The 5568-nt window shown below is 61.8% G+C and carries 6 protein-coding genes and 1 tRNA gene; 2 read left to right on the top strand and 5 right to left on the bottom strand.

What is annotated here, in order from left to right; all coding sequences use genetic code 11:
- Positions 1-559: hypothetical protein (locus tag VEJ16_17805; protein HYB11518.1), on the top strand; the 559-nt coding region annotated here is incomplete at its 5' end.
- A 51-nt stretch (positions 560-610) separates the two neighbouring features.
- Here the strand turns inward: VEJ16_17805 and argE are convergent.
- From argE to VEJ16_17830, 5 genes are all read right to left on the bottom strand, one after another.
- Positions 611-1789: an acetylornithine deacetylase gene (gene argE, locus VEJ16_17810; GenBank protein ID HYB11519.1), complete on the bottom strand. Its 1179-nt coding sequence runs from the start codon at positions 1787-1789 to the stop codon at positions 611-613.
- Between the two features lie 110 nt (positions 1790-1899).
- Positions 1900-2532, bottom strand: coding sequence for a GTP cyclohydrolase I FolE (gene folE / locus VEJ16_17815; GenBank protein HYB11520.1), 633 nt, complete (start codon positions 2530-2532; stop codon positions 1900-1902).
- A 216-nt stretch (positions 2533-2748) separates the two neighbouring features.
- Positions 2749-3141 (bottom strand): Co2+/Mg2+ efflux protein ApaG, encoded by a 393-nt coding sequence (gene apaG / locus VEJ16_17820; GenBank protein HYB11521.1) that lies wholly within the window; start codon positions 3139-3141, stop codon positions 2749-2751.
- A 95-nt stretch (positions 3142-3236) separates the two neighbouring features.
- On the bottom strand, positions 3237-4148 hold the full coding sequence (locus tag VEJ16_17825) for a metallophosphoesterase family protein (GenBank protein ID HYB11522.1): 912 nt from the start codon (positions 4146-4148) through the stop codon (positions 3237-3239).
- Positions 4145-5107, bottom strand: coding sequence for a radical SAM protein (locus tag VEJ16_17830; protein HYB11523.1), 963 nt, complete (start codon positions 5105-5107; stop codon positions 4145-4147). Before VEJ16_17830 ends, VEJ16_17825 begins: the two co-directional genes overlap by 4 nt.
- A 308-nt stretch (positions 5108-5415) precedes the next feature.
- On the opposite strand from VEJ16_17830, the gene VEJ16_17835 reads away from it, so the two are divergent.
- Positions 5416-5489, top strand: a tRNA-Gly gene (locus VEJ16_17835).
- Positions 5490-5568 lie beyond the last annotated feature (79 nt).

A 5568-nucleotide genomic window follows, 5' to 3' on the forward strand; every position in this document is an offset into this window, starting at 1 on the left:
TCTGACACTGACGTTCACGGGCTGCAGCAATACCCCGCCTCCGCCCGAGAAATTTCCGGAGCTGAGCTGGGGCAATTACGCGCCGATCAAGCTCAACGTGGCACGAATCGACGTGGTGAAGGAGTACGTGCCGAGCGACCAGGCGCCCCATGTCGAAACGCTTCCACCGCGCACTCTTATCGATTCGACGGATCGTTGGGCGCGCGATAGATTGCAGGCCGTCGGCGCGTCGGGCTTTGCGCGATTCATTATAACGGATGCGAGCATTGTGGAGGTGCCGCTCGAGGTGCATTCGGGCTTGGCATACCTTTTCTCGAATCAGCAATCGAAGCGCTACGACGCGCACGTCTCGGTTCGACTCGAGATTCACAATGATCGCGGCTACATCGACGGTCAGGTCGTTGCTGAGGCGTCGGCGACGCGGACGGCTTCGCAAAAGGCCGGTGAGCGCGAGTTGAACGAGACGTGGTACCTCCTCGTGCAAGCGGCCATGCTCGATCTCAATGCTGAGCTCGACCGCAATATCCACCAGAGCCTGGCGCGGTTCCTGCAGCTTTAGATCGCGATTCGCTATTTGCAGCCATCGACGCCGTTCGCAACTGCCGCTCGTTTACGCCGCGCAATGCCGAATGAGACGCCGCAGGAACCTTTCGCAGGCAGTGATTTGTTCGATTGCGATGAATTCGTCTGCCTGATGGGCTTGAGTGATGTTACCCGGTCCGCACAAAACCGCCGGGATGCCGGCCTCCTGGAAAAGGCCGGCCTCAGAGCCGAAGGCGACGACGCGCGTTGCGTTCTCGCCGGAAAGCGCCAGCGCGAGCGCTTCGGCTGGGGAGTGTCGGTCGGGCGTCAAGGGCGGGCAGGAGACGCCGATTTCAGTGAACACGCCACCATCGGCAGCCTTGTCGCGGAGTGCGGGGGCCACGTGCCTGGCGGCATGTTCCTCGAAGCGACGCAGGATCTCGCGCCCATCGTCTGTACCGGGAAGAGGGCGGCATTCCCATAGCAGCGCGCATTCCTTTGGAATGATGTTGAAAGCCGTACCACCTTCAATCCTGCCGATGCTGATCGTTGTGTGGGGTGGGTCGAAATCACCGTCCGGTGTTCCCGGACGCGGTGCGCGCAAGGCTAGCTCGTCCGAAAGTGCTGCCAGGAATCGCACCATTTCGGCGGCCGCGAGGACCGCCGATGCGCCACGATGAGGGGCGCTTGAATGGCCCTCACGCCCGACGATTCGCGTGTGGAAAACATAGGCTCCCTTGTGCGCATTCGCGACCTTCATTCCGGTCGGTTCCCCCACAATGACCAGCCGCGGCAGCAGCCCGGATTTGCGGATGTGGTCGATCATGCGGCCTACGCCGAAGCAACCCACTTCCTCGTCGTAGGAGAGGGCGAAATGAATCGGGGTCTCGAGTTGCACCCCGATCATCTCCGGCACCAGCGCCAAAGCCACAGCAATGAAACTCTTCATGTCGGCAGTGCCCCTGCCGAAGAGCTTTCCGTCTCGCTCGACCATGGCGAAGGGATCGCTCGACCAATTCTGGCCGAGAACCGGAACCACATCCGTGTGGCCGGAAAGCACGACACCACCGGCGTTATCCGGGCCGATCGTCGCATAGAGATTGGCTTTGGTGCCGTCTTCGTTGTGAGTGAGATGTGCCGTAACGCCATAGCCGGCCAAGTAATCGGCAACATGGGCGATGAGAGATAGATTCGACTTGGCGGACGTCGTGTCGAACGCGACAAGGCGCTCGATCATGTCACGGGAGGATAATGCCCGCACCGTCATCGGGGAGCGAGTGTTACGAACGCCAGGGATACGCCGGTGCCGCCGCGCAGGAAAAGGACACGCTCGTCGTCCGTGCCTCCCGACTCGTAACGCATTTGCCCCGGCCTTCGTCAGCTGTCAGGCTGCGCTGTCGTGCGAGGGTTGCCGATCATGGCAAGGAATTCCCGCCGTGTGCTCGGATCGGTGCGGAATTGGCCGAGCATCCGGCTCGTCACCATGGTCACACCCGGCTTGTGGATGCCGCGCGTCGTCATGCATTGATGGGACGCTTCGACCGCGACCGCAACCCCCTGAGGCTCGAGCACTTCGTTGATCGTGTTGGCGATCTGTGCGGTGAGCTTTTCCTGGATTTGCAGGCGTCGCGCATAGACTTCGACAATGCGCGCAAGCTTGCTGATGCCGACGACCCGGCGGTTCGGCAAATAGGCGACATGCACTTTGCCGATGATGGGCGCCAAATGGTGCTCGCAATGGGATTCGAAACGAATGTCCCGAAGAACCACCATCTCATCGTAGCCGTCGGTCTCTTCGAAGGTGGATTTGAGGTACACGTAGGGATCTTCGCCGTAGCCCGAGAACCACTCCTTGTATGCCCGCGCCACGCGCGCCGGCGTCTCACTGAGGCCCTCCCGCTCGGGATCGTCGCCGGCCCAGCGCAACAGCGTGCGCACGGCGCGCTCGGCCTCCTCCTGCGTGACCGCGGCGGCACCGGACACTGCCGCGGAAAAAGTAACCGATTTCATGGCCACAACCGGCCTCCTTCTCGGGAATTGGTTCGTCCGACGTCTCGCATTCTGGATGACATACTTGTGTGCGGCGCCCAAAGCCACCTGGAAACTGGTTCGCCCGCCGTTCAAGTCAAGTAATCTCTCCACGCCGTGTGCGCCGCGCAGTACAAGTTTTCTTTACCGTCAATTCGCAAGTACATAGCCTGAGTTCGGCTGCAGGGAAAGGCTCCTTCAGTTCACGCGGGCATTCTCGTAAGGGCTATCGAGGGAGAAAGGCGGGATTACAATATCGAAGCGTTCGCCCCCGCGGTTCTCCATCTCGTAAGAGCCGCGCATGATCCCAGAGGGAGTCGTCAGGGGCGTGCCGCTCGTGTATTCGAAATGCTCACCCGGCTCTAGGACGGGTTGTTCGCCCACCACGCCCGCGCCACGGACTTCCTGGATGCGCCCATTGGCGTCAGTGATGTGCCAATAGCGATTGCGCAGCTGCACGGTCTCGCGGCCCAAATTCTCGATCCGCACGTGATACGCCCATACGTATTGGCGATCGCGTGGATTCGACTGGTTCTCGAGAAAGGTGGGCTCGACCGACACCTTGATCGAGCGCGTCGTTTCTTGGTACATGGCGCCTCTCTTCCAATACTTTCGTGCGGCTCATTCTCGCGGACGATGACCGTTCGCGGCCGGCCGGGCATGCGCACGCAATCTCTCGCCCAATTTTAGGACGCCTTGCGACTTTGTCCAGGCCGGCGGTCGTCGACGCGGTGCCGCCAAAAGGCACTTGTCGACGCGATCGGTCGGCCGCGGCATGCGCGTTCGACTGGCGGTAGGATCTCGCAACTCGGCCAGAGGCCCGAGGCGAGGCAGTCGATATATCCCTCGGGCAAGCGAAATTCGCGCATGCGCCGCGCCGCACGCTCGTGATCGTAGTGAATCGCTTCTATGGTCGCGCGTATGCCATCGGACTCGACCGTAAGGATCGAGAACCAAACGCGCGGGGTGCCGTCATTTGCGGGCATTCCGATGGCGCCTGCATTGTGCCATAGGCGAATGTCGATCTCCGACTCGATCAAGGATGAGAACGGCAGGCCGCAATGGCCGCCGATAACGCCGTCGCTTGCGGCGAGATCGAGTTCCCCCGCCTTCTCGACGTCCGGCGTCGAGTTGAAGATTAATCGGTTGATGCGCGAAACGCTACCATGAACGACGGCAAGTCGGCGCCGTCCGAGCGTGAAATCGATCCGGCGGGGAAGGCTTCCCATCCACCGCTTCGCCTTATGATCGAGCGCCCTGCGGCAGTAATCGTACCAAGCGACCGAGAGGGTCTCACAGGCACTGCCCTCGCCGAATCCGCAGCCGCAATCGGCTGCGTCGATCGCAAGCTGTTCCTCGCAGTTGCCCATCACCGTCGCGATGTTCCGTGCGCGTAAAAGGTCGACGCAATCCTGGGGATCGGCGCAGTAGGCCGCGACATCGCCGGTGCAGATCACACGATGCCAGGGAATGGCGCGGCGCTCCGCCTCGGCCAGGAGCGCTTCGGTTGCCTCACGGTTACCGTAGGGTCCGCCAAAGAGGAGAACCGAAGCTTCGAGCGTCCCGAGATCGAGTTTGCCGTTATCGGGCGTCGTCATGCGCCGCGGCTGCACGATCCACCGCCGAGCACGCAGAAACGCGCGCAATGCGGATGATTGAGCATCACATCCTCGGCCGCTGCTGCGAGGCTTTCCCCCATGACGAAGCGATCGTCATAGGGGATGAGCGTGCATGGCATCACCACTGCATTCGCCTCGCCCTTGCGCTTCACGACCATGCGCGAGCTTGCACACATGAGAGAAGCGGGATCGACATGCAGGATGCCCCAACACGCGGTCGTGATCTCAGGAACGTCGAGTGTTGCGTCCATCTCGGGGAAGAGGACAAGTTGTTCTCGATCGTTGGCGTCGAGCGCAATGCCATGTTCGGCGAAGAAGCGCGCGTATCCCCGGCGCAGAGCCGCTTCGGGCTCGCCCCAAAACGTGCGGCCGGCGACGCGAGGGGCGAAGCCGTTCCGGCCGAGCCATTCGAGCCCGGCGACGGCCGGCCTCCAACTATTCTTGCCGCGCTCGATTTCGTGGAGTGCTTGCGTGTAGTGATCGATCGAGACGCGGACAACCAACATCTCACCGAAACGCTCTCTCAGCGCTTTAAGGGCGTTCGCGACTTTCATCATCGGCCGCATTGCATTCGTGAGCACGAGCGCGTGAAAGCCGCGTTCGAGCGTCGTCTCGAGCATCGCGATGAAGTCCGGGTTCATGAACGGCTCCCCGCCCGTGAAGCCGATCTCCCGTGTTGGCAGGCCGTCGCGCGCAATCTCATCGAGATACGGCACAACGTCCGACGTCGTGATATAGGCGAGGCGGTCGTTCGTCGGACTCGATTCGATATAGCAGTGGCCGCAAGTCAGATTGCAAAGGGTACCGGTATTGAACCAGAGCGTTGTCAATCCTCGCAACGCAACCGATGCCCGCCGCTCGCCCTTCGCCGTCCATGTCGGATCCTGGAACTTCGTGGGATCGAGCGTCTTGACGCCAGCACTCGCAGGTTCGCTCATAGGCGTCCGCCTCGCCTGATCCGGTGCTCAGTTGCCAGAGCCATCGCCGCACACCCTCGCCGCCATTCTCTCTGCGGAGATGTTTTACTGGCCCCCTTGGGGATACGGCAATCACAATCCCGGGAAGCGGACGAAGACGCGAGTGCTTCGGACAGACTTGCACGCTTAGTGGGGAGCCCGATGCGGCTGGCGGCGCAATATTTGCCCATTGCAGCCTCGGCGGGAGTGACCAAGCAGCCTTGGCGCCCCGATTAGGCCGCCCCTTGCCCGCGGACCCTCGATCCCTATAATGGGCGGCCGCAGCGCATGCGGGTGTAGCTCAATGGTAGAGCAGAAGCTTCCCAAGCTTACGACGAGGGTTCGATTCCCTTCACCCGCTCCAAGCCCACGGCGCCCGGCCCCGGCAAGCGTTCTGAACTAGCCTGCGACGGCAAGGTGACGCCTTCGCGGATGACGCCACA

Source organism: Alphaproteobacteria bacterium, from assembly GCA_035625915.1.
In the GTDB taxonomy this organism is placed as follows: domain Bacteria; phylum Pseudomonadota; class Alphaproteobacteria; order JACZXZ01; family JACZXZ01; genus DATDHA01.